This is a genomic window from Salmonella sp. NW177, assembly GCF_051811585.1.
GTDB classification, from domain to species: Bacteria; Pseudomonadota; Gammaproteobacteria; order Enterobacterales; family Enterobacteriaceae; genus Salmonella; species Salmonella enterica.
Genome location: NZ_JAMMZV010000001.1, coordinates 1,028,136 through 1,051,175, shown reverse-complemented (window position 1 = coordinate 1,051,175; position 23,040 = coordinate 1,028,136). Strand labels below are relative to the sequence as shown.

Here is a 23,040-nt window from a genome sequence, read left to right as displayed (position 1 = left end):
TTTATTTGGTGGAGAGGGAAGACATGAAAAAACTAACCTTTGAAATTCGATCTCCAGCACATCAGCAAAATGCCATTCACGCAGTACAGCAAATCCTTCCAGACCCAACCAAACCAATCGTAGTAACCATTCAGGAGCGCAACCGCAGCTTAGACCAAAATAGGAAGCTTTGGGCCTGCTTAGGTGACGTCTCGCGTCAGGTTGAATGGCATGGTCGCTGGCTGGATGCAGAAAGCTGGAAGTGCGTGTTTACCGCAGCATTAAAGCAGCAGGACGTTGTTCCTAACCTTGCCGGTAATGGCTTTGTGGTAATAGGCCAGTCAACCAGCAGGATGCGTGTAAGCGAATTTGCGGAACTATTAGAGCTTATACAGGCATTCGGTACAGAACGTGGCGTTAAATGGTCAGATGAAGCCCTGTTAGCGCTGGAATGGAAAGCGAGATGGGGAGACAAAGCGGCATGACTATCAAATCAAACACCCCAGCACAGGACAAGGATTGCTGGCAAACACCGATTTGGCTTTTTGATGCGCTGGATATTGAATTTGGATTCTGGCTGGATTCGGCGGCGAGCGACAAAAATGCGCTTTGCGCTCACTGGCTAACTGAGTCCGACGACGCACTCAATTCTGAGTGGATAAGCCGCGGTGCAATCTGGAATAACCCACCGTACAGCAATATCAGACCGTGGGTGGAAAAAGCCGCTGAGCAGTGCGTACAACAGCGACAGACGGTAGTGATGCTTGTGCCGGAGGATATGTCTGTCGGATGGTTCAGCAAGGCTCTGGAGAGCGTTGACGAAGTTCGCATTATCACTGATGGGCGGATTAATTTTATTGAGCCATCAACAGGACTGGAGAAGAAGGGAAACAGCAAAGGCTCCATGCTGCTGATTTGGCGACCGTTCATCAGTCCTCGACGGATGTTCACTACCGTATCTAAAGCAGCATTAATGGCGATTGGACAGGGCGCCAGGAGGGCAGCATGAGACGACAGCGACGAAGTATCACCGACATAATCTGCGAAAACTGCAAATACCTTCCAACGAAACGCTCCAGAAATAAACCCAAGCCAATCCCCACAGAAAGCCAGGTCAAGACATTCGATTATGTCTATGGGTTGTTGCAGTCCAAATGGAACCGCATGAGGAAAACGCGATGATTGACCCAAATCGAAGTTACGAGCAGGAAAGTATAGCGAGAGCCTTATGCGCCGGATGTAACAAGCAACTGGCACCTGATGAAATTTACGCCTGTGCCGAATGTGTTAACGAATGGCTGGTATATCGCGATCCGAATGGAGATATGTCGAATGAGGAAGGTAAGGCGGCGTTGTAAGAACGAAGAGTGCAGGGAATGGTTCTTCCCGCAATTTCAGAACCAACAGTGGTGTTGTGTTGATTGTGGTACGAAGTTAGCACTCGAACGACGAAGCAAAGAACGCGAAAAAGCGGAAAAAGCAGCAGAGAAGAAACGACGACGAGAGGAGCAGAAACAGAAAGATAAACTGAAGATTCGAAAACTCGCCTTAAAGCCCCGCAGTTACTGGATTAAACAAGCCCAACAAGCCGTAAACGCCTTCATCAGAGAAAGAGACCGCGACTTACCATGTATCTCGTGCGGAACATTCATGTCCGCTCAGTGGGATGCTGGGCATTACCGGACAACTGCTGCGGCACCTCAACTCCGATTTGATGAACGCAATATTCACAAGCAATGCGTGGTGTGCAACCAGCACAAAAGTGGAAATCTCGTTCCGTATCGCGTCGAACTGATTAACCGTATCGGGCAAGAAGCAGTAGACGAAATCGAATCAAACCATAACCGCCACCGCTGGACTGTCGAAGAGTGCAAGGCAATCAAGGCGGAGTATCAGCAGAAACTTAAAGACCTGTGTGAAAGCAGAAGTGAGGCAGCATGACTCCATCTATCAAAACCATCCCAGAGTTACTCATTGAGACATACGGAAACCAGACAGAAGTAGCACGGCGCTTATCGTGCCACCGCAACACAGTCAGGCGTTATCTGTACGACAAAGAAGCCAGGTATCACGCCATCGTTAACGGCGTTTTAATGATTCATCAGGGCGGGAGAGGTATCTATGACCGTAACCAGCATTAACCAGGCGAAACAGCAGCGTGAACGTGACGAAGCTGAATTGCGCAGCGTCAGACAGATGACGGAGCAACACCAGAAGGCGATGGATTATCTGCATGAGCGAGAGCGTGAACTGGTGAACCGGCTTGGATTGAACAAGCCGTCGGGAGGCAATGCTGCATGAATTTGGAAAACACTGTGAAATTCCACTCTCCGAAGTCTCCTCAACTATCAGATTCACCGAGAGCAACGGCATCAGACTCACTGACTAATACCGATGTGATGGCAGCATTTGGTATGGCGCAAAGTCGCGCTCCGCTCGGGTTCAGTGCTTTCAGCGGCAAGATGAACCTGAGCGACAACGATAAGCGTAAGGCAATTCAGTTACTGGTACAGCATGGGATGAAGCATTGCGACAAGGTGGCTGCCTTGCGCAAACTTGATACCAATGTTAAAGGGAAAGTAGTGCAAACGCTCGCAACTTTCGCGTATCAGGATTACTGCCGGTCGGCAGCTAGTAATGTCATGTGTTCGTGCTGCAAGGGGCGCGGAGTATTAAGGAAAAAGAAGCGGATCGTTAAACATCCCGGGTGTGGAGAGAAAACTCCTGCAAAGACGGCTGTGGAGGTAACGGAATCACTATGCACTAAATGCAATGGCGCAGGTGTTGTATCTACATCTTGCGTTAAATGCCGCGGGCGTGGCGTAGCGCTGGACAGGAAGAAATCAGAACTACAGGGCGTTCCAGTTTATTCACCCTGCAAGCAGTGCTCAGGGCGTGGGTATGAGCGCATACCTGCAGCTTCATGCTTTCGTGCAATATGTCAGTTCACCGATGCAATTTCACCAGGCGTATGGGATAAGGCTATTAAGCCATTCTATGAGTCATTAATTAGCAAGGTTGAAATGGAGGAGTCTGCTGCAAATGTAGTTTTATCGAAAGTTACCAGCTAAGTTTTATTCCGATAACGATTGCATATTGCAAAATGACGAAAAGTAGAATATCATAACCCTAACAGTAGAAATCCGTCCTTTGTTAAGGTGGATTTGAAAGTAGGCCCTGCGGATTCCGTGGGGCTTTTTTATTTTGGGTCGGTCGTATAAAGGTTATTACGGAAGGCTGTTAACCTTCTTATCGTGGTTCGAGTCCACGCTGTCCCGCCAAACATGCTGGTTTAGCTCCAATGGTAGAGCAGTCGCCTTGTAAGCGAATGGGTAGCGGTTCAAGTCCGTTAACCAGCACCATAACTGAGCCGTAGCCACTGGCTATCCTGAATTCGTCAGTGATAGTTATGCTGCGTCCTTCTACACATGACCTTCGTGAAAGCGGGTGGCAGGAGGTTACGCTAACAACCTCCTGCCGTTTTGCCCGTGCATATCGGACACGAACAAATCTGATTACTAAACACAGTAGCCTGGATTTGTTCTATCAGTAATCGACCTTATTCCTAATTAAATAGAGCAAATCCCCTCAATAAAGGGGGTAGAGCATGTACCGTATGGACAAAATCAGAGAATGGTTCAGTTACAGCTTCGGAGGACTGACTGCGATGGGTGGCATTCTCTCCCTGAATGACTGGGCTGTAATCATTGGTATTCTTTGTACTGTCGGCACATTTGGCATCAACTGGTACTACAAGCGCAAAGAGCGCGAGGACAGATTGAATGGGAATGTCACCGGCGCTCAGAAATAGCGTAATAGCGGCGATAAGTGGCGGGGCTATTGCCATAGCATCTGTGTTAATCACTGGCCCCGGTGGTAACGATGGTCTGGAAGGTGTCAGATACAAACCATATAAGGACGTAGTTGGTGTGTTGACTGTTTGTTATGGCCACACCGGAAAAGACATCATGCCTGGTAAAACGTATACCGAAGCAGAATGTAAAACCCTCCTGAATAAAGACCTTGCCACTGTCGCCAGGCAAATTAACCCGTACATCAAAGTCGATATACCGGAAACAACGCGTGGCGCTCTTTACTCGTTCGTTTACAATGTTGGCGCAGGAAACTTCAGAACATCGACACTTCTTCGCAAAATAAATCAGGGTGACATCAAAGGCGCATGTGATCAGCTACGTCGCTGGACATACGCTGGCGGTAAGCAATGGAAAGGCCTGATGACTCGTCGTGAGATTGAGCGAGAAGTCTGTTTGTGGGGGCAGCAATGAGCATGATTTGCTTTTTCATGGCAACGTTGCTCGCATTCAATGGCAACGATGCGTGGCCGTGGTTTCTGGCCGTTGGGGTGTTGATGTCATGAGTCGGTTAACCGCGATTATCTCCGCTCTGATTATCTGCATCATCGTCTGTCTGTCATGGGCTGTTAATCATTACCGTGATAACGCCATCGCCTACAAAGAGCAGCGCGATAAAGCCACATCCACAATCGCTGACATGCAGAAGCGTCAACGTGACGTAGCAGAACTCGACGCCAGATATACAAAGGAGCTTGCTGATGCTAACGCGACTATCGAAAGTCTCCGTGCTGATGTTTCTGCTGGTCGTAAGCGCCTGCAAGTCGCCGCCACCTGTGCAAAGTCAACGACCGGAGCCAGCAGCATGGGCGATGGAGAAAGCCCAAGACTTACAGCAGATGCTGAACTCAATTATTACCGTCTCCGAAGTGGAATCGACAGGATAACCGCGCAGGTTAACTACCTGCAGGAGTACATCAGGACGCAATGCCTGAAATGATTCGTCAACCAATAAACAGAACATCCTGACTTCGGTCAGGCTTTTTTATACCCAAATTTCACCGCGCATCACACACGCACATCAAAGAGACGCTTTCGTCTGTAAGCAGGGTAATCACATGAACAAATCGCCCCGTATCTACGGCAGCAGATGGGACCGTGAGCGTCTCATATTTCTTCGTACTCATCCGCTGTGTGTCATGTGTCATGAGCAGGGAAGAGTGACGGCGGCAACGGTGGTCGATCATATCATTCCGCACAAACTGAAAGAGGCGCTGAATAGTGGAAACGCCGAAGCGATAGCGAAGGCACAAAAGCTATTCTGGAGCCGGAAGAACTGGCAGGGGTTGTGTAAGCAGCACCACGACTCTACGAAGCAACGAATGGAGAAACGCGGTGTCGTCGTGGGCTGTGACGAGAACGGTATTCCACTTGACCGTGCATCGCACTGGTTCAGACGATAACAATTCTCATATGTGTGGCAGCTATGAAGGAGGAGGGCGGGTTAAAAGTTCACAGCTTTGTGCCTGCGTGACCGCCCGCCCTCCTCTGTTTGCACAACCGCGAAATGAAAAGTTTTTTTCCGGGAGGTTCCGATGGCAGGACGGCGCCCGAAACCGACCCACCTGAAAGTGGTAACCGGCAATCCGGGCAAACGTAAACTCAACGATAAAGAACCCCAACCTGCAAAAGAAATCCCCAGCCCGCCAGCACATCTTAGCGACTGGGGAAAAGTTGCGTGGGGCAGGCTCACAGTTTTACTTGATGGCATGGGTATTCTTACAGTTGCCGATTCACTGGCGCTGGAGCGTCTTTGCGATATCTATGCAGATATCCTTCAGCTTCGTCTGACGATCGCGGACGAAGGGAGAACTTATACAGTCCAGACTGAAGGGGGATTTTTGATTAAGGCGAACCCGGCTGTTGCGATGCTGGCTGATGCCGATCGACGGTTTAAAAGTTACCTGGTCGAATTTGGTCTCACCCCGGCCGCCAGAACAAAGGTGAAAGTTGATGGTGGAGAAGAGAAAGAAGACCCGCTCAACCAGTTCTTCGGTTGACCCCACCACTCGTTATGCGATGGATGTGGCGTCCGGTAAGGAAATTGCCGGACCTGATATCCGCAATTCCTGCAAGCGTCACCTGAAGGATCTGGAGTCCTGCCATGCCCGCGGTCTGGTATGGGATACGGTAACAGCGCAGCGTGCCATCGACTTTTTCGCGAAAGTGCTGAAACTTAACGGCGGAGAACACGAAGGCAAGCCGTTCAATCTGTTACCCTGGCAGTGCTTTATCGTGGGGTCTGTATTTGGCTGGCAAAACTCAGACGGCTATCGCCGGTTTCGCATGGCGTACGTCGAATCCGGTAAAGGGTCAGGTAAATCACCGCTTGCAGCCGGTATCGCTCTTTACTGCCTTGTCGCCGACAAGGAGCCACGCGCGGAAGTCTACGCGGCCGCCACGAAAAAAGACCAGGCCATGATACTGTTTCGCGATGCTGTGGCGATGGTTGACCAGTCGCCAGCACTGGCACAGCGGATTAACAAATCAGGCGGTGCCGGGAAAGAGTGGAATCTGGCTTTTCTGCAGACCGGTTCTTTTTTCCGGCCTATCAGCTCAGACGACGGCCAGTCAGGTCCGCGCCCGCATTGTGCTCTGATAGACGAAATTCACGAACATAAAAATAACCAGGTCGTGGAAATGATGCGCGCCGGTACGAAAGGCCGCCGGCAGGCGCTGATTTTCATGATAACTAACAGTGGCCATGATAAAACCAGCGTCTGTTATGACTATCACGAATATGGCCGCAAGGTTGCTGAAGGTTCAGTTGACGATGACAGCTTCTTTTCTTTTATCTGTTCGCTGGACGAAGGGGAAGATCCCTTTAAGGACGAGACCTGCTGGAAAAAGGCTAACCCGTCGCTGGGACACACCTTTACTGAGCGCTATTTGCGTGAGCAGGTCACGCAGGCCCGCGGAATGCCGTCGAAGGAAAGCATTGTCCGGCGGTTGAACTTCTGCCAGTGGGTGGATGCCGATAATCCCTGGATGAGTAGCGATGTGTGGATGGGGTGCGAAGAGGACTTTGACCTGCAGGAGCTGCAGGGAGAAGAATGTTATGGCGGCCTGGACCTTTCAGGAACTCGCGACCTTACGTCTCTGGCGCTTTTTTTCCCTAAAAAAAGAAAGCTGCTGGTGGAGTTCTGGACACCAAAAGATACTTTGCTGGATAGAGCGAAAACGGACCGCGTACCTTATGACGCATGGGAACGGGGAGGGCATATTCATACTACGCCTGGAAAGGCGGTGAAATATGGTTTTGTTGCTGAACGTATTGCTGATCTTTCCATGTTGTTCGATATCAAGGCGATCGCCTTCGACCAGTACCGCATCAAATATCTTGAACCAGAACTGGAAAACGCTTCTGTATCAGTACCGCTTATTCCTCATGGGCAGGGATACTACAAGGCACAGGATTCAGGACTGTGGATGCCTCATTCCATCGAACTTTTTGAACAGATGCTCGATGATGGCGTAATCATTATTAAAACAAACCCCTGCCTCCGATGGAACGCTGCTTCCGCCGTAACCGAAGCCGACCAAAAAGAAAACCGCATATTCGCCAAGAAAAAGAGTACTGGTCGAATTGATGGTGTGGTTGCGTCGGCGATGGCAATTGGTGCTGCAGAAGGTTATGAGCCTGATGATGGCGATATAGAGGGCTTTTTTGACGATCCGATCATAGTGGGTATCTGATGGCTAAGAATAAACAGCAACCAGGGCGCGTTAAGAGCGCTCTTTTAAACTGGCTTGGTGTTCCCATAAGCCTGACGACCGGTGAATTCTGGCGGGAGTGGTACGGAACCAGCAGTAGCGGAAAAGTGGTTACCGCTGACAAAGTTATCCGGCTTTCTGCTGTCTGGGCGTGCGTAAGACTCTTAAGTGAGTCAGTTTCCACGCTTCCGCTTAAAATTTACGAGCGGCAGGCTGATGGATCGCGAAAGCTGGCCCAGAACAATCCCGCCTACCAGATATTATGCAGGCGTCCTAACCCGGAAATGACCCCTTCCCGTTTCATGTTGATGATTGTGGCCAGTATTTGCCTGCGTGGTAATGCATTTGTCGAGAAGCTATATATCGGCAGCAAACTGGTATCGCTGGTGCCGTTACTTCCGCAGAATATGGTTGTAAAGCGACTCGATAGCGGGAAGTTACAGTATACATACACGGAAAATAGCGTTAAGCGGATCATTCCAGTAGACCGGATGATGCATATCCGCGGATTTGGTCTTGATGGTGTGTGCGGGATGATTCCGACAATGGCCGGGGTTGACGTTTTCGGCGCTGCTATGTCGGTTGATGAAGCCGCAGCAAAAATCTTCGAAAATGGCCTGCAAAGTACCGGTTTCCTGTCTTCAAAAACGGCGCTTAATAAGGAACAGCGAGAAAGATTGCGTCAAAATCTTCAGTCTTTTATTGGTTCTAAAAACGCCGGGAAACTGATGGTTCTGGAAAATGAACTGACTTACCAGAATGTCACTATGAACCCGGAGGCCGCGCAACTCCTTGAAAGCCGTTCATTCAGTATTGAGGAAATTTGTCGCTGGTTTCGCGTACCGCCATTTATGGTCGGCCATACGACAAAACAATCCAGCTGGGCTTCGAGTCTTGAAGGGATGAACATGCTGTTCCTGACTCATACCCTGCGTCCTCTCCTGGTCAATATTGAGCAGGAAATATCGCGTTGTCTTCTGAACAGTGATGAGGACTTGTTTGCTGAGTTCTCCGTTGAAGGGCTTCTGCGCGCCGATAGCGCTGGTCGTGCTGCTTACTATACCAGCGCACTGCAGAATGGTTGGATGTCTCGCAATGACGTTCGCCGTCTTGAGAACATGCCGCCGATAGAAGGGGGCGATATTTACACCGTTCAGCTCAACCTGACGCAACTGAAAAATCTCGAAAGCAGCAACCCTGCCGTTCAGGCGCTGGCTCTGCGAGAGCTGCATAACCACATATTCCCCGACATTTCCTTTGAACAATCTCCGCTGAAACAGTCCGCTTAGGAGCACTTTCCTGATGAGCAAAAAACAACTTCCGGTGGCGCCGGCGGGTCGCCCCTGCGCGCGCGTTACCTGTGAAACATTACCGTCCGCACTGGACCGCTGGAACGGCGGGATCAAAGCTGCGGCCACCGACGATAACAGCATTTCTGTTTTTGATGTTATCGGGCAGGACTACTGGGGCGAAGGGGTGACGGCGAAACGCATTGCCGGTGCGCTTCGGGTGATGAATGGCGCTGACGTCACGGTGAATATTAACTCTCCGGGCGGCGACATGTTCGAAGGACTGGCCATCTACAACCTGCTGCGTGAATACCAGGGGAAAGTTACGGTCAAGGTGCTGGGCATTGCCGCCAGCGCCGCCTCTGTTATCGCGATGGCCGGGGATGATATTCAGATTGGTCGTGGGGCCTTCCTGATGATCCACAACTGCTGGGTGGTGGCAATGGGTAACCGGCATGACTTTGCTGAATTATCTGCCTCTCTCGAACCGTTTGATAACGCAATGGCTGACATTTACGCCGCACGCTCCGGGCTTGATATGGTCACAGTGCAAAAACTGATGGATGCCGAAAGCTACATCGGCGGTAGCGATGCCGTGGAGAAAGGTCTGGCCGACAGCCTTCTTTCTGCTGATGCCGTAAGTGACGGTGACGAAACTCCTGCTGCAGCGTTGCGTAAGCTCGATGCGTTGCTGGCAAAGACCAGCACTCCGCGATCTGAACGCCGGAAACTGATTAAAGCCCTGTCCGGTGGCATGTCTGGCGCTGCCACCAACCATGACGGCACGCCGGGCGCTGCCGAAGAAATAAAACCTGAAGTCATCAATTCTCTTGAAAACGCCCTCGCTGCGTTAGTCAAATAAGGACCTTTTATGTCTGAAGTAAATGAAATTCTGAAAAAAGTTACCGCCAGCATTGAAGAGGCGACGGATAAGTTTAATGCCAGGGCTGAAGATGCACTTAAAGAAGCGAAGAAGTCCGGCAAACTGTCAGAAGAAACAAAGGCAGCCGTTGACAAGATGGCGTCTGAATTTAACGCCCTGCGTGAAGCTGAAAAAACGCTGAAGGCGGCAATAGGGGAACTTGAGCAGCATGTTGCGCAGATGCCGCTGGCCAATGCAAAACATATTGTTGAGACGGTTGGCCAACAGGTCATTTCTGCGGAAGCTCTTAAAACATTTTCCGCCAGCGTGGAAGGAGGGAAACGCGTCAGCATCCCGGTAAACGCTGCACTTATCTCCTCCGGTGTCGCTGAAGGCGTGGTAGAGCCTCAGCGCCTGCCGGGTATTGATACTACCCCCAAACAACGCCTGTTTATACGTGATCTGATTGCACCTGGTCGCACATCATCTCCGGCAATCTTCTGGGTTCAGCAAACGGGGTTTACCAACAAAGCCGCCGTGGTTGCGGAGAACACCACCAAGCCGTACAGCGATATTGCGTTCGCCACGAAGATCACCCCGGTAACCACCATTGCGCATATGTTCAAGGCGTCAAAACAGATTCTGGATGACTTCGCACAGTTACAGTCCACCGTTGATGCCGAAATGCGCTACGGCCTGAAATATGTTGAAGAGCAGGAAATCCTTTTTGGTGACGGTACCGGCGTTCATCTGCACGGTATCGTTCCGCAGGCTTCGGCCTTCAGTGCAGAATTCAGGGTTGAACAGCAAAACGGCATTGATGACCTGCGCCTGGCAATGCTGCAGGCGCAACTGGCGCGCTTCCCGGCGTCAGGGCATGTTCTGCACTTTATCGACTGGGCAAAAATCGAACTCACTAAAGACACGCTTGGGCGTTATATCCTTGCCAATCCATCAGGTCTGACTGGCCCGACATTGTGGGGGCTTCCGGTGGTGGCGACCGAAGCTGCGGCATTTAAGGGCAAGTTCCTGACAGGCGCATTTAACGCTGGTGCGCAGATTTTTGATCGTGAGGATGCCAATGTGGTTATTTCCACTGAAAACGCCGACGATTTTGAGAAAAACATGATCTCAATTCGTTGTGAAGAGCGTCTGGCACTGGCAGTCAAACGTCCGGAAGCATTCATCTATGGTTCCTTCACTGTCCCGGCACCTGCTGGCGCATAAAACCTGCTGCGGCCTGCGGGCCGCTTTTTTATGGGAGTGAGCTATGAAAATAATTGCACAAAAGCCGCTGTACATAAACGGCGAAGTGGTTACCGAAGGCTCGGTATTCGAAACCATTGAGCAGCACGGACGCGAACTGATTAATAAAGGGTATGCACATCTGATTGAGGTCGATAACTCTGCGCAGCCGGAACAGCCGGAACAGCCGGAAGCAAAAGCAGACAAAAAGGCGAGAAAGTGATGCTTGAGCTTGTTGTGGTGAAACAGCATTGTCGCATTGATACCGATTTTACGGGTGATGATGCTCTGCTGGAGATTTACTCAGGTGCGGCAGCCCGGTACGTCCAGACATGGACGCGCCGCACGCTCTATGAAAATGAAAGCAGCCCAGGCTACGCAGAAGATCCGGACCAGATTCTCCTCAATGATGATGTTAAGGCGGCCATGTTACTGCTGATAGGTCACTGGTATGCCAACAGAGAATCAGTGGCCGTCGGTCAGACCGCTACAGATGTCCCGTTTGCAGTTGAAGCCCTGCTTCAGCCATACCGAATTTACGGTGTGTAGGAGGATTTTATGCAGGCCGGAAGACTGAGAGACAGGGTGGTAGTTCAGAACATCACAACATCCAGAGATCCTTCTGGCCAGCCTGTTGAAACGTGGCATGACGGTGCGAGTACATGGGCAGAAGTCAAAGGCATCAGTGGCCGTGAAATTGTAGCGGCCGGTGCTGAAACCGCTGTAGCCACTATCAGGGTTTGGACACGATTTCGTAACGATATAACTGCTGCGTCCAGACTCAGGGTTATCACTGGACCGTTCAAGGGTGCCATTTTGAATATCATTGGCCCACCGATTTCTGATTCTCGCGGTGTTCAGCTCGAAATTTTATGCAAGCAGGGGGCCGAAAAATGATTGAAACGAGCCTCGACTTTTCCGGGTTGAATGACATAGCAAAAGACCTGGAGTTACTTAGCCGCGCTGAAAATAACAAGGTTTTGCGTGATTCCACACGCGCCGGGGCAGAAGTGCTTAAGGAAGAAGTGATCGCACGCGCTCCTGAGAGAACCGGAAAACTGAAGAAAAACGTGGTCGTTTTGACTCAGCGCTCACGACGCCGCGGTGAAATTACTTCCGGCGTACATATCCGTGGTCGCAACATGCGAACCGGTAATAGCGACAACACCATGAAAGCCAGCGATCCGCGAAATGCGTTTTACTGGAGGTTTGTTGAGATGGGGACTGTAAATATGCCGCCTCATCCGTTTGTTCGCCCCGCGTTCGATGTTCGCCTGGAGCAGGCGACGGAGGTCGCGATCAGGCGTATGAACCAGGCGATTGACGAGGCATTAAGCAAATGACGGAAGACGATCTCTATCCTCTGCTGGCACCGCTGGCCGGAGGGCGGGTTTATCCCTACGTTGCACCGCTCGGCAGTGACGGGAAGCCCTCAGTCTCGCCGCCCTGGGTAATTTTCTCGATTATTACCGACGTGGCCGCAGACGTTCTCTGCGGCCAGGCAGAGTCATCTGTTTCGGTGCAGGTCGATGTCTATTCCAGCAGCATCACTGAGGCGCGCACGATCAGGAATATGGCGCTGGATGCTTTGCAGGTACTGAGGCCTGCAAATGTTGTTAAAACGCCAGCTTATGAGCCTGATCTGCGCTATCACCGGGCCACGCTCGAATTTCAGGTCACCGTCTGACCAGACCTAAACCATACCACCCGCTCCGGCGGGTTTTTTTATTTCAGGAGACAGTTATGTCCTCACTTTATGAAAAATCACAGGGCACGAAGATTCAGATCACTTCTGCCCCGGCAACGCCAGAAACGGTCGGTTCAGCAACGTATCTGGATTTGCAGTGCACCATTAAAGAGGTGCAATTCACTGGTGGCCAGAAACAGGATATCGACGTCACAACGCTGTGTTCTACAGAACAGGAAAATATTAACGGCTTGGGCGCTCAGTCAGAAATCTCAATGTCGGGTAACTTTTACTCTAACCCTGCACAGGATGCCCTGCGTGAAGCATATGACAACGACACCACCTATGGCTTCAAAATCATTTTCCCTTCCGGGATCGGCTTCCAGTTCCTGGCTGAAGTTCGCCAGCACACTTGGTCTTCAGGGACAAACAGCGTAGTGTCTGCAACGTTCTCGCTACGTCTGAAAGGTAAGCCAACGAAAATTGATAACGCGCTGCGCCTTACCACCGATCTGCCTGATACCAAATCCGTAACATCTGGATCAGCTTTATCACTGACGGTAGTAGCAGCGGGAGGAACCACACCTTATTCCTACGTATGGAAGAAGGGCGGTAGCGCAGTTAGTGGGCAGACGACTGCAACGTTCAACAAGTCAAACACTGCCGCAGGTGATGCCGGTGATTATGTTTGTGAGGTTACTGACGCCTCCACGCCTGCCGGGAAAGTTACCTCATCAACCTGCACAGTAACGGTGGCATAACTCATCTTCTTTAATCAGGGATAAAAAATGGCTAAAAGTCTTAAAGAACTGGCGCTGGCTAAAATGTCAGGCTTTCGTCATAAAATCATTACGGTCCCTGAATGGGGCGGTGTGAAGGTTGTTCTGCGGGAACCTTCTGGCGAAGGGTGGCTACGCTGGCAGGAAATTGCAAAATCAGGTACTGATGAAGAAGGCGAGGTATCTGTATCAGAAAAAGCACACCGTAATCTTTGTGCTGACGTGGTGTTGTTCATTGATGTCCTTTGCGATACCAACAAGCAACCGGTATTCAGCGTCGATGAAGAAGAACAGGTACGTGAAATTTACGGACCCGTTCATTCACGCTTGCTCAAACAGGCGCTTGACCTCATCAACAGTGCGGACGAAGCGCGGGAAAAGTCGCAACCCCCGGCGTAAAGTTTCTGATGTCGCTTGCGCTCCGCATGGGGCGCACGCTCTCAGAGCTTCGCCAGACCATGACAGCAAGCGAGCTACTGATGTGGATTGAGTTCGACAGGCAAAGCCCCATTGGCGATATTCGTGGTGATATCCAGGCTGCGCAGATCGTCTCTGCCATCTACGGCTCACAGGGGGCGAAAGTACCGCTGGACGATGCGATCCTGCGCTGGGGTGGTGATGAACAATCAGCACCGAAGGACCCGTTTGCAGGGCTTGAGGCTGCATTAACAGCAGCAACTCAGTGACATTGTAATCATTCCACATTAATATTTATTGCCTTCTAAACATGGAATAGGGATATGAATAAATTACTTCTGGTTGTTGCTATCGCTCTATTATCTGGATGTTCTACGCAGCCCGTTTCTACAGAACAAGCAAGAAGTGTTTCTGCTGACAGAATTTGGGATAAAAAAATCGTTAATAATTCTGCTGATACCGGGACAGTTGTCGTCAAAAGAGATTCCGGACTAATGGGTAGTGCGTGCCTTATCAGTATTTATATTGACGGAAATCCAATTGCAGATATTGATTCAAGGGAAAAAGTGACCTTCTACCCAAATCCAGGTCGGCATGTTTTAAGTGCCACTCCGCATGGCTGGTGTGCTGGTGGTATGGTTGAGGTTGGGGCTGAAGTAGTAAAAGATAAGGTATTAATATACCGGGTTGGATACGGGGCTAACGGCGATTTCAGATTTTCACCTACAGCCTTTTAAGTTAATTCTTGAATTAAAGACACCCGCCCAAAAAGCGGGTTTTTTATTAGGTGAAATATGGCGACACTCCGTGAATTGATAATTAAAATCTCGGCTAACTCCCAGTCTTTCCAGACGGAGATCGCGCGCGCTTCACGCACCGGACAAGATTATTACCGAACCATGCAAAATGGCGGGCGTCAGGCGGCAGCAGCATCAAGAGAAACACAGAAAGCGCTGGCGGAGGTAACCAGTCAGCTTAATTCAGCAAAGGCTTCTGCTATGGGCCTGGCTGGCGCTTTTGCAGGCGCATATGCCACTGGGCACCTTATTTCTCTGGCGGATGAATGGAGTTCGGTTAACGCAAGGTTAAAGCAGGCATCGCAATCGACTGATGATTTTAAAGAATCACAGCGTGCGCTGATGGATATCAGCCAGCGAACCGGCACCGCATTTTCAGATAACGCCAGCCTGTTTGCTCGTTCGGCGGCTTCCATGCGCGAATATGGTTACAGTTCAGAAGAGGTTCTGAAAGTAACCGAAGCTATTTCAACGGGACTTAAGCTGTCTGGCGCCAGCACATCTGAAGCTAGCTCAGTAATCACCCAGTTCAGCCAGGCGCTGGCGCAAGGCGTCCTTCGTGGAGAAGAGTTTAACTCTGTCAATGAAAATGGAGATCGTGTAATTCGTGCCCTTGCTTCAGGGATGGGAGTAGCCAGAAAAGACCTTAAAGCTATGGCCGATCAGGGGCAATTAACCGCTGACAAGGTGGTGCCCGCTCTAATCAGCCAGCTTGGATCACTTCGCGAAGAATACAGCGCTATGCCGCAGACAGTGGCGGCAGCATCAACAAAAATTGAAAATGCCTTCATGGCATGGGTTGGCGGGGCTAATGAAGCGACCGGCGCGACAAGCGCACTGACCGGTGTTCTCAATACCATTTCAGATAATATTAACACCGTAGCTGCTGCCGCTGGTGCTCTTGCCGCTATTGGTGGAGCAAGGTTTCTTGGTGGTATGTTCGGTGATCTCAGCGGGCAAACAGCACAACTGATCGATGCACGTAAAAATGAGATTGCGCTCGCTGCCGCCCGCGCCAGTTCAGCAACACAGTCTCAACGAAAAGCAGCAGCTGATGCAATTGCAGCTGAAAGAGCATATCAACTGGCCCAAATGGAACTTGAGCTTACCCGTAATACTAATGCAGAAGCGACGGCAACCCAGAACGTGATTGCCAAACGTCGCGCAATGATTACGGCTAATGCTGCACTGGTTCAGTCTAACCGCGCTGTTACTGCATCACAGCAGGCTCTTAACTCTGCGACATCTGTGATGGGACTAGTCAAAAGTGGAGCTACAGGGCTGCTTTCACTGGTTGGTGGTCTGCCAGGATTATTGATGCTCGGCGCTGGTGCCTGGTACACCATGTACCAGAATCAGGAACAGGCCCGACAATCTGCCCGCGAATACGCAAACCAGATTGACGAGATCAAAGAGAAGACATCGAAAATGTCTCTTCCTGAGTTGGACAGTAACCGTAGCCAGACTGTCACAGCACTGGAAGAACAAAAAAGGCTGATTACAGAACAGGAAAAAAGTGTAGCCAGCCTGAATCGCCGGATTAATGAACTCAATGAAGCGAGGAATGATCCAGCAATAAATCAGGAAAACGCCCTCAATATTCTTAAGTCAATTTCAATACTGACTGATCAAATCTCAATTGAGGAAGAAAAACTTGCTCAACTGAGAGAAAAATCTCGATCGGTATCGCAAGCTCTTGAGGAAAACGAAAGGCGGCGTAATGACCTGATTAAAGAGCGAGCCTGGCGACAGAACGCAGAATATCAGTCTCTGGTGAACATGAATGGGCAACATACTGAGTTCAATAGGTTGCTGGGGTTAGGTAATGAATTACTCAGGGCACGGCAAGGCCTGACTAACTCCCCGTTGCGTATTCCTCAGGCGACTCTTGATAATAAACAAACAGATGCGCTTGAAAAAAGTAGGCGTGAACTTGAATTATCTCGCCGTAAAGGTGAGGAGAGAGAACGCTTACGATTAAGTTATTCTGCTGATGATCTTGGCTTCGCTTCTAACGACCCTCGTTACCAGACCAGCCGTCAGGAGTTAATTAACAATGGCTTAGAAGAGTGGCGGAATAACCAGGCTAATAAACCGCAAAAGAAAGGACCAAAGAGCGATGAAGAAAAGGCGGTAGATACCTATGACCGTTTAATTAAGCAGCAAAAAGAGCAGATCGCGCTTGAAAGCCAAAATACTGAATTAGCGAAAGTTAAATATCAGGTTAGTCAGGGGGAACTCTCGACATTAAGTCAGTCGCAAAAAGCCGAATTAATGCGCAATGCTGCACTTATTGATCAGGTTAAACTACGTGAACAATTGCGTAATTACGAGGCAAACTTAGCTGATAGCAACGCCAGTTCACGCGCCGCTAATGATGCGGAGTTACTTGGTTATGGTCAAGGCACCCGTTTCCGAGAGCGAATGCGGGAACAGTTCAATATCCGCAAAGAGTTTGAAGAGAAGAATACAGCCCTGTTACGCCAACGCCAGGCTGGTGAAATTGACGAAACGTTTTATCAGGAGGGGCTGGCTCTGAATAAACGTTATCTCGATGAAAGGTTACGAGATCAGGAAGCTTACTACTCAGCCTCTGATGCCCAGCGCAGTGACTGGACAACGGGTATGCGTGAAGGTTTTGCGAACTGGGCTGACACTGCTTCTGATTACGCATCTCAGTCTGCTGACCTGGTGAATAACGCAATGTCCGGGCTGGTGGGTAACATTTCTGATGCACTGGCCGGTAATAAGGTCGACTGGGAGGACTGGGCCAGTTCTGTGCTTCAGTCTATGCAGAAAATTATCCTCAATGCGATGCTGGTGGATTCTTTACGCTCAACCAGTAACAGCGGTTTTTTCAGTTCAATCGGCGGTATGTTTGGGGCGGGCGCAGGCGCTGTATCTGGCAGTACTCCGTCCGGCGCTTACAACTCAGCAGCGTCAGGACTTCAACTTAACGCAAAAGGTGGCGCCTATGCTTCTGCAAGCCTCAGCGCATACAGTAACAGCATCGTCAGTTCGCCTACCTATTTTGCCTTCGCCAAAGGCGCAGGCTTGATGGGGGAAGCTGGGCCGGAAGCTATTATGCCGTTAACCCGCTCCGCTGACGGATCGTTAGGAGTTCGTGTGGTTGGTTCACAGTCTCCGGCAGCCGGAAATGGCATCACTCAGCACATCACCCAGCATTTCACCATATCCGGTAATGGTGATGCAGCACTGAAACAGGCAATGCTGGAAGCAGCCCGGCTGGGGGCGAACGATGGCGCTAAACAGGCGCGTCAGGATTTGCTTCAGGATTTTTCTAATCGAGGGCAGGCGCGTCGTTTGTTAGGCGTGTGATGGACTGCATCATTAATTTAATTAGCCGAAAGGAGGGAGATAATTATGACTTTAGAACAACGAGTTGAGCCACTTGAATTTACAGTAGGGTTTCCGAAAGAGAATGGAGTAAGAATTTCCTTCGGAGAAAATTTACGCATGTCATCGACACAACGCATTGGCAGTAATGTGTCGGTGAAAATTGGCAAAGAAACCTTAGCTACTATCCAGTACAGCGAAGACTTAACGCCAGAACTTACGCTTGAAGGGTACAATCAGCGGGCGAAAGAGCATGCTGAAAAAATGGTCTCGAAGATTTTTGAAGCGGCCCAAAATCAGGCCGCATTTGATTCAAATGTTAATGCTGCATTAGATAACGCAAAGCAAAATTTAATTTCCAATACCAGACAATTTCAGAGCTAAAGCTTTAGTTCTGGATATTGTATCAGCGAGTTCAGACGGAGCATTTTTTTCAGCTAACTCCCATCTCTTTTTTGTGTTGCTTTGAAAAGCAGATAGTTGTTCAGGCGTGAGCACACTTATTAGTTCTCTAACGACCGACTCAAGAGCATCAGTTCGGTCAAGGCTTCTTTTTAATACTTCAATATCCATTTTAATCCTTTCTTAGAGGTAATCAGCCATCCCTCCTTTTTTGAGTGCGCCAGTGTCCCACCACTGACGGGCTGAACCACACACTTTAACCAGGGATATTTATTAGTAACATCCTGACAAATGATCAGTACCGACGTTGCACGTATTTATCCAGGAGCATTTATGGCTGCACTTGAATGGCCGGAAGATGTCTGTCCCGCGTCGCTGACATGGCGACCAGAAAGTAATACCAAAACTTTTCGCTCACCATTCAATGGCTCATCGCAGACAGCTCGCTTCCCCGGTACCCGCTGGGTATGTTCCCTGACCTTCAATAACCTGACGGATGAAAAATCCAGGCGCATTGATGCTCTGGTGGCTTCACTCGATGGCGAGTATGGCAGGGTAAAAGTTCGCGACTGGGGGAGAAGTGGCAGAACACCAGCGGGCGTGCCTGTTGTTGATGGCGCTAACCAGACCGGAACCCAGATCCAGAGTAAGGGCTGGACGCCGGGAGCAGTGGTGCTCAGACAGGGCGATTATTTCACTGTTAATGACGAGCTGAAGATGGTTACGGCCGACGTGACGAGCGCAGCGAACGGTACCGCAATGATTGTATTTGCCCCGATGTTGCGTAGTTCGCCGCCTGCTAATGCAGCCATTGAAGTCGCGAAACCCTACGGCATTTTCAAACTGAAGGATAACCAGCAGGGTGCCGGTAACCGAGTGCCGGGTGTTTTTACCAGTTACACGCTGGAGCTTGAGGAGGCATTCTAATGCTGTATTCCCCCTTTTCTGATTCGATGGTGGACTGGTTATCCCGCGACAGGGTGACGGCCGCGATCGCCGCCAATATTCAGTTTGAATCCGGTACCGTCTATGTGCATTCCGGTACCGGGACACTGATTCTTGGTGGTTATGTCTATTACGGCATGGGCCGTATGGGTTCTGTTGATGATGCCAGTGAAACCAGCACGACCAGCCCCACGCAGGTCAAAATGACCCTCTCAGGGCTGGATATGGCTCTCTTTGCCACCATGCTGAATGAGCGATGTGTGGGCAGAAATGCCGAAATCTATCTGGTGGCCATGGATGATAACGGTGTTGTCCAGGTGGCCGATCTCCTGTTCAAAGGGCGCGTATCCAGCACAGGAGCGACCGCTGGCGGTAAGAACGCCCTGCAGTACACCATCAGTAATATTTTTGAAGACTGGCAGCGTCCTTTCCCTGATCGCTATACCGATGAATCGCAGCAGGCCGCTTATCCCGGCGACCGTATATTCCGGTATGTGGCGCAGATGGCTGAACGATCGATTTATTGGGGCAGTAAAAAAGATGCACCAGGATTTATCTATAAGTGAGGAAGCATGAAGCATCCGGACTGGCATAACAGATTAATCACCGTAATAAGGGCCGCTGAGAAGCGGCCATTTTTATGGGGCAGTCATGACTGCTGCCTGTTCGCTGCGGACTGCGTTCAGGCCATGTGCGGCGAAGATTTTGCGGAAGGCTGGCGCGGAACGTATGACAGCGAAATGGGAGCAAAAAAGGCGATTCTTCGCGGTGGCGGCTCACTTGAAAAAGTGTTTGCTCGATATCTCGATGAAGTACCGGTGAAGCTGGCGCAGCGAGGGGATATTGCCATTGTTGAAAATTCCGGGGCGCGGTGTGCCGGAGTGGTGTATTCCGGCGTTGTATGGGTTCCGGGAGAAAATGGTCTTGTCCGACTGCGGGTTAAACCGCTGAGTGTCTGGAGGGTACGTTAATGCCTGCTGCTGTTCCTATTGTTGCCACCATTGCCGCAGGTGTGGCAGCGGCAAATGAAATGTATGCCATTGCGATGGTTATCACCGTCGCCGCACAGATTGCCACTCAGGCGCTGACCAAGACCCCGTCGCTGAATTCCTACCGTGATACGTCTGAACGCAAACAGGTTCTGCGCGCTGCGGCCAGTGCCAAAACCGTTGTTTACGGTCGCTCAACGTCGGCGGGCACTTTGTTCTTTTCCGAAGAGCAGGCTGGCGAACAGGATGATGGCGAAATGCTGCATCTGGCCATTGCCCTGGCGGGACACCCGTTATCAGGTGTACAGACTGTCTGGTTGGGTGACGAACCGATCAGTAGCTATCCTGAGCATGCCTTTTTCGAGGTGCACACCAACCGACAGACGGCGGATCCTTACATGCTGGAAAACTGCCCGTCATGGAAAGAAGATATGATCGGGAAAGGGATCACCTGGCTGCGCGTATCCCTGAAATTCAATGCCGAAAAATTCCCGGCAGGTATCCCTAACATCAAGGTAGAAAAGCAGGGGCGGGCTATTTATGACCCGCGTACCGGGTTAACGGGTTACAGCAATAATGCGGCGCTGGTTATCCTGGACTATTACCGCAATTACCTGAAAGTTCCTGACACCGATATTCTCTGGGACCAGTTTAAGGAAGCGGCGAATATCTGTGATGAGGATGTGATTACTGGCGGCAATACTGTTGAGAAGCGCTATACCATCAACGGTGAGTTCGATCTCAGTGAAAACAAAGTCAGTATTCTGGAAGGGATGCTGGCAGCGTGCGCCGGGGATGTAACGTATACAGCTGGCAAACATGGCCTTCTGGTCGGGGCGTATTACGGACCAGCTACCGAAGTGATCACTGAAAGCCAGTTGGCCGGTGATATCGAAATCATGCCGGAAGTCTCTCAGGCGGAACGCGTTAACACCATCAAGGGGACGTTTGTTGATCCGCAACAGGGGTATACCGAAGCTGATTTCCCCTCTGTGTCTGTCGGTGAATGGGTGACGGAAGACGGAGTAGAAATATCGCAGGATATGAAGCTGCGATTTGTGACCTCTGAATTTCAGGCCCAGCGTCTGGCAGACGTGAAGTTAAAGCGCACTCGCATCGCCAGGACGATGAACGTAACGTTAAATCTGAGTGGGTACCGTTATCGCCCTGGAATGTATGTGAAGGTGAATTTCCCGTCTATCGGTATCGTGAATGTTGAGATGCGGGTAACTGACTGGAAGTTCGGCGTTCAGAATGGCGTCCAACTGACACTGAAGCAGGAAACAGCAGATGTCTGGGGCGATGTCATCGGTAAACCGATCGAGCGACCACCGTTTACTCAGTTGCCATCAGGCGGCGTGGCGCAGCCGCAGAACCTGAAATACACCGTGGAGGAAATTGGTCAGGTCGTACAGGGGATTTTGTCATGGCAGAACATCGGACAGGTGGTCTACAACAAAGTGATCATTCGTCGCAATGGCCAGATGGTCATGTCCGTCCAGGTCCCCGGGACGTTCACGCGTCTTAACGGATTACCAAAAGATACCTATACCGCTCATGTTATTGCTGTTAACCAGATGGGGGCAGAATCGCCGGAAGGTTATCTGGAGTTCAGCATTGAAGCGCCTCCGCCGCCATCGCACGTCGATATTGAGCAGGGGTTCTTTGCAGTCACGATGATCCCCAGACTTGCGGCCATAACCAACGTTTCCACGCAGTTTGATTTCTGGACGTCAGGGGAGGCAAAACTCCCCGATACATCCACTTCAACTGTTGAGGGAAATGCCAGCAGAGAGGGAGTTGGTACCACATGGACCAGCAATCAGTTACAGGCAGGTCACACCTATTACTGGTACATCAGGACGATTAACGCTTTCGGTGCATCAGCATTCGTTGAAGTGCCGGCATTATGCTCGATGGATACCGGTGAATTGATGGACCTTATTGATGACGGCATCCAAAAATCAGATGCATTCCAGAATGTTAAAGATGGGGTCGATACCAACCTCGAAGGAATTATGGAAAATTCGCTGGCGAACCACGGTACTGTTGAGCACCAGTATCAGCAGTACGGTGAGGTACGTGCCGATATCCTGGTCGTGAAAACCACGGTAGCGACTGCTGAGCAGGGACTTGCTGACCTGTCCACATATGTTCAGGCGCAGATTGGCCCTGAAGGTAGCCTTACATCAGCCGTTAACCAGAAGATGACAGCTGAGGTAAATAGTGATGGGACTGCAAAAGCCTCTTACACACTCAATATGGGGATTGTCAGGAACGGTGTGAAATATAACACCGGATTCGGCATGTCTATCGAGCCATCGGGGAATAGCTATAAATCTACCGTTGTATTTGCCGCGGAACAGTTCGGCATTTATTCCGGTAATAACCCCGGCAACTGGCAGGCTGCATTCTTCGTCTATAACGGACAGGTATTTATTCGTAGCGCATTAATTCAGGAAGCATCCATCGATTTTGCGAAAATTACCGATTCACTTCAGTCTGCAAACTTTATCCCCGGTGGTGGTGGACGCGGATGGAATTTACCAAAATCTGGTAGCCCAGAATTCCATGGGAAACTCTATGCCGACAGCGGTGAATTTGCATTTAACGGAGTGAATAACGTTACTCGCATTGACGGCAATGGGATCACAGTAAATCTCTCAGGAGGTGGTCGTGTTGTTGTTGGACGATGGACATAAGGTG

33 protein-coding genes and 2 tRNA genes are annotated in these 23,040 nt (G+C 50.4%); 34 read left to right on the top strand and 1 reads right to left on the bottom strand.

The window, feature by feature from the left end:
• Positions 1-23: 23 nt before the first annotated feature.
• The 30 genes from NA986_RS05475 (at position 24) to NA986_RS05330 (ending at position 18,382) form a co-directional block, all read left to right on the top strand.
• Entirely contained in the window at positions 24-464 is a 441-nt protein-coding gene (locus NA986_RS05475; protein ID WP_023200928.1) for a recombination protein NinB, read from the top strand.
• On the top strand, positions 461-988 hold the full coding sequence (locus tag NA986_RS05470; RefSeq protein WP_058344967.1) for a phage N-6-adenine-methyltransferase: 528 nt from the start codon (positions 461-463) through the stop codon (positions 986-988). The genes NA986_RS05475 and NA986_RS05470 overlap by 4 nt, the downstream gene beginning before the upstream one ends.
• Complete coding sequence (locus NA986_RS05465; RefSeq protein WP_043856233.1) at positions 985-1,161, top strand: NinE family protein; 177 nt, start codon at positions 985-987, stop codon at positions 1,159-1,161. The genes NA986_RS05470 and NA986_RS05465 overlap by 4 nt, the downstream gene beginning before the upstream one ends.
• Positions 1,158-1,337 carry a protein NinF gene (locus NA986_RS05460; RefSeq protein ID WP_042948987.1) on the top strand — a complete coding sequence of 60 codons (180 nt, stop codon included), beginning with the start codon at positions 1,158-1,160 and terminating at the stop codon, positions 1,335-1,337. The genes NA986_RS05465 and NA986_RS05460 overlap by 4 nt, the downstream gene beginning before the upstream one ends.
• A complete protein-coding gene (locus tag NA986_RS05455; protein ID WP_001531202.1) occupies positions 1,312-1,920 on the top strand; it encodes a recombination protein NinG in 609 nt (202 codons plus the stop codon). The genes NA986_RS05460 and NA986_RS05455 overlap by 26 nt, the downstream gene beginning before the upstream one ends.
• Positions 1,917-2,120 carry a phage NinH family protein gene (locus tag NA986_RS05450; RefSeq protein ID WP_000188966.1) on the top strand — a complete coding sequence of 68 codons (204 nt, stop codon included), beginning with the start codon at positions 1,917-1,919 and terminating at the stop codon, positions 2,118-2,120. The genes NA986_RS05455 and NA986_RS05450 overlap by 4 nt, the downstream gene beginning before the upstream one ends.
• The gene (locus NA986_RS05445; protein ID WP_057518247.1) at positions 2,101-2,280 is read left to right on the top strand and encodes a hypothetical protein; all 180 of its coding nucleotides are present in this window, start codon (positions 2,101-2,103) and stop codon (positions 2,278-2,280) included. The genes NA986_RS05450 and NA986_RS05445 overlap by 20 nt, the downstream gene beginning before the upstream one ends.
• Positions 2,277-3,050 carry an antitermination protein gene (locus tag NA986_RS05440; RefSeq protein ID WP_024157168.1) on the top strand — a complete coding sequence of 258 codons (774 nt, stop codon included), beginning with the start codon at positions 2,277-2,279 and terminating at the stop codon, positions 3,048-3,050. Before NA986_RS05445 ends, NA986_RS05440 begins: the two co-directional genes overlap by 4 nt.
• A gap of 135 nt (positions 3,051-3,185) precedes the next feature.
• Positions 3,186-3,260, top strand: a tRNA-Asn gene (locus NA986_RS05435).
• Between the two features lie 5 nt (positions 3,261-3,265).
• Positions 3,266-3,341: transfer RNA gene (locus tag NA986_RS05430), tRNA-Thr, on the top strand.
• 245 nt (positions 3,342-3,586) lie between these two features.
• Positions 3,587-3,790: a phage holin family protein gene (locus tag NA986_RS05425; RefSeq protein WP_024157167.1), complete on the top strand. Its 204-nt coding sequence runs from the start codon at positions 3,587-3,589 to the stop codon at positions 3,788-3,790.
• Complete coding sequence (locus tag NA986_RS05420) at positions 3,768-4,265, top strand: lysozyme (protein ID WP_024157166.1); 498 nt, start codon at positions 3,768-3,770, stop codon at positions 4,263-4,265. The genes NA986_RS05425 and NA986_RS05420 overlap by 23 nt, the downstream gene beginning before the upstream one ends.
• Positions 4,266-4,353: 88 nt before the next feature.
• On the top strand, positions 4,354-4,791 hold the full coding sequence (locus NA986_RS05415; protein WP_001674383.1) for a lysis protein: 438 nt from the start codon (positions 4,354-4,356) through the stop codon (positions 4,789-4,791).
• Positions 4,792-4,909: 118 nt separating this feature from the next.
• Positions 4,910-5,254 carry an HNH endonuclease gene (locus NA986_RS05410; protein ID WP_020898878.1) on the top strand — a complete coding sequence of 115 codons (345 nt, stop codon included), beginning with the start codon at positions 4,910-4,912 and terminating at the stop codon, positions 5,252-5,254.
• A gap of 132 nt (positions 5,255-5,386) precedes the next feature.
• On the top strand, positions 5,387-5,851 hold the full coding sequence (locus tag NA986_RS05405; protein ID WP_000919034.1) for a phage terminase small subunit P27 family: 465 nt from the start codon (positions 5,387-5,389) through the stop codon (positions 5,849-5,851).
• Positions 5,805-7,547, top strand: coding sequence for a terminase large subunit (locus tag NA986_RS05400; RefSeq protein ID WP_198910066.1), 1,743 nt, complete (start codon positions 5,805-5,807; stop codon positions 7,545-7,547). The genes NA986_RS05405 and NA986_RS05400 overlap by 47 nt, the downstream gene beginning before the upstream one ends.
• Positions 7,547-8,854 (top strand): phage portal protein, encoded by a 1,308-nt coding sequence (locus NA986_RS05395; protein ID WP_024147151.1) that lies wholly within the window; start codon positions 7,547-7,549, stop codon positions 8,852-8,854. Before NA986_RS05400 ends, NA986_RS05395 begins: the two co-directional genes overlap by 1 nt.
• 13 nt (positions 8,855-8,867) lie before the next feature.
• Positions 8,868-9,716, top strand: coding sequence for a head maturation protease, ClpP-related (locus NA986_RS05390; RefSeq protein WP_042827537.1), 849 nt, complete (start codon positions 8,868-8,870; stop codon positions 9,714-9,716).
• Positions 9,717-9,725: 9 nt separating this feature from the next.
• Positions 9,726-10,943: a phage major capsid protein gene (locus NA986_RS05385; protein WP_010835821.1), complete on the top strand. Its 1,218-nt coding sequence runs from the start codon at positions 9,726-9,728 to the stop codon at positions 10,941-10,943.
• Between the two features lie 43 nt (positions 10,944-10,986).
• Positions 10,987-11,184, top strand: a complete 198-nt coding sequence (locus NA986_RS05380; RefSeq protein ID WP_001648718.1) for a DUF7210 family protein — start codon at positions 10,987-10,989, stop codon at positions 11,182-11,184.
• Complete coding sequence (locus tag NA986_RS05375) at positions 11,184-11,510, top strand: head-tail connector protein (RefSeq protein WP_001648719.1); 327 nt, start codon at positions 11,184-11,186, stop codon at positions 11,508-11,510. The genes NA986_RS05380 and NA986_RS05375 overlap by 1 nt, the downstream gene beginning before the upstream one ends.
• A 9-nt stretch (positions 11,511-11,519) precedes the next feature.
• Positions 11,520-11,858, top strand: coding sequence for a phage head closure protein (locus NA986_RS05370; RefSeq protein ID WP_020898872.1), 339 nt, complete (start codon positions 11,520-11,522; stop codon positions 11,856-11,858).
• A complete protein-coding gene (locus tag NA986_RS05365) occupies positions 11,855-12,304 on the top strand; it encodes an HK97-gp10 family putative phage morphogenesis protein (RefSeq protein ID WP_010835820.1) in 450 nt (149 codons plus the stop codon). The genes NA986_RS05370 and NA986_RS05365 overlap by 4 nt, the downstream gene beginning before the upstream one ends.
• On the top strand, positions 12,301-12,648 hold the full coding sequence (gene gp17, locus NA986_RS05360; protein ID WP_001648721.1) for a tail completion protein gp17: 348 nt from the start codon (positions 12,301-12,303) through the stop codon (positions 12,646-12,648). Before NA986_RS05365 ends, gp17 begins: the two co-directional genes overlap by 4 nt.
• Before the next feature lie 56 nt (positions 12,649-12,704).
• On the top strand, positions 12,705-13,409 hold the full coding sequence (locus NA986_RS05355; protein ID WP_198910067.1) for an immunoglobulin domain-containing protein: 705 nt from the start codon (positions 12,705-12,707) through the stop codon (positions 13,407-13,409).
• Positions 13,410-13,436: 27 nt separating this feature from the next.
• Positions 13,437-13,826: a phage tail assembly chaperone gene (locus tag NA986_RS05350; protein ID WP_048217936.1), complete on the top strand. Its 390-nt coding sequence runs from the start codon at positions 13,437-13,439 to the stop codon at positions 13,824-13,826.
• 8 nt (positions 13,827-13,834) lie between these two features.
• Positions 13,835-14,113, top strand: coding sequence for a phage tail assembly protein T (locus NA986_RS05345; protein ID WP_048217935.1), 279 nt, complete (start codon positions 13,835-13,837; stop codon positions 14,111-14,113).
• Positions 14,114-14,167: 54 nt separating this feature from the next.
• Positions 14,168-14,581, top strand: coding sequence for a lipoprotein (locus tag NA986_RS05340; protein ID WP_048217934.1), 414 nt, complete (start codon positions 14,168-14,170; stop codon positions 14,579-14,581).
• 57 nt (positions 14,582-14,638) lie between these two features.
• Positions 14,639-17,980, top strand: coding sequence for a phage tail tape measure protein (locus NA986_RS05335; protein WP_198910068.1), 3,342 nt, complete (start codon positions 14,639-14,641; stop codon positions 17,978-17,980).
• Positions 17,981-18,025: 45 nt separating this feature from the next.
• On the top strand, positions 18,026-18,382 hold the full coding sequence (locus NA986_RS05330; protein ID WP_001552342.1) for a hypothetical protein: 357 nt from the start codon (positions 18,026-18,028) through the stop codon (positions 18,380-18,382).
• Here the strand turns inward: NA986_RS05330 and NA986_RS05325 are convergent.
• Positions 18,350-18,571: a hypothetical protein gene (locus NA986_RS05325; RefSeq protein WP_088730722.1), complete on the bottom strand. Its 222-nt coding sequence runs from the start codon at positions 18,569-18,571 to the stop codon at positions 18,350-18,352. The two genes, NA986_RS05330 and NA986_RS05325, sit on opposite strands and share 33 nt — an antisense overlap.
• A gap of 162 nt (positions 18,572-18,733) precedes the next feature.
• Between NA986_RS05325 and NA986_RS05320 the strand changes: the two genes are divergently transcribed.
• The 4 genes from NA986_RS05320 to NA986_RS05305 are packed head-to-tail and all read left to right on the top strand — an operon-like array spanning position 18,734 to position 23,036.
• Positions 18,734-19,327 (top strand): hypothetical protein, encoded by a 594-nt coding sequence (locus NA986_RS05320; RefSeq protein WP_094445183.1) that lies wholly within the window; start codon positions 18,734-18,736, stop codon positions 19,325-19,327.
• A complete protein-coding gene (locus NA986_RS05315) occupies positions 19,327-19,911 on the top strand; it encodes a hypothetical protein (RefSeq protein ID WP_000967282.1) in 585 nt (194 codons plus the stop codon). The genes NA986_RS05320 and NA986_RS05315 overlap by 1 nt, the downstream gene beginning before the upstream one ends.
• A gap of 6 nt (positions 19,912-19,917) precedes the next feature.
• Positions 19,918-20,316, top strand: coding sequence for a DUF6950 family protein (locus NA986_RS05310; protein ID WP_000682267.1), 399 nt, complete (start codon positions 19,918-19,920; stop codon positions 20,314-20,316).
• Positions 20,316-23,036: a phage tail tip protein J-related protein gene (locus tag NA986_RS05305; RefSeq protein WP_001110473.1), complete on the top strand. Its 2,721-nt coding sequence runs from the start codon at positions 20,316-20,318 to the stop codon at positions 23,034-23,036. Before NA986_RS05310 ends, NA986_RS05305 begins: the two co-directional genes overlap by 1 nt.
• The last annotated feature ends 4 nt before the right edge of the window (positions 23,037-23,040 follow it).